Annotated in this window: 1 protein-coding gene; it reads right to left on the bottom strand. The window is 52.7% G+C overall.

Annotation, left to right across the window (positions count from 1 at the left end; translation table 11 throughout):
- A partial coding sequence (locus ACY0MJ_RS22405; protein WP_462640770.1) for a hypothetical protein occupies positions 1-260 on the bottom strand: 260 nt, incomplete at both ends.

Raw genomic sequence — 260 nt, forward strand, 5'->3', positions numbered from 1 at the left:
CACCGTGACTTTATTTGATGTTCCGGCAACAGCTTTAATGTCCCGGCTGATGATGTGGTCATTAGCGGATAGCTGGATTTTCACGCCATAGCTTTCACTGGCATCCAGTGTGACGTCTTTATCCAGCGTGAGGATATTCCCGTCGACAGCCACGATGCGGCCCGATGCCAGGCCAATCCTAGCCACGCTATGACTGACGCCAATGATGTCACCGTACTCGCAGACGATGGCGTTGATATCGGCCGAGAACGTTACCGTTT

It is taken from the genome of Ramlibacter sp. bp-362, assembly GCF_054956735.1.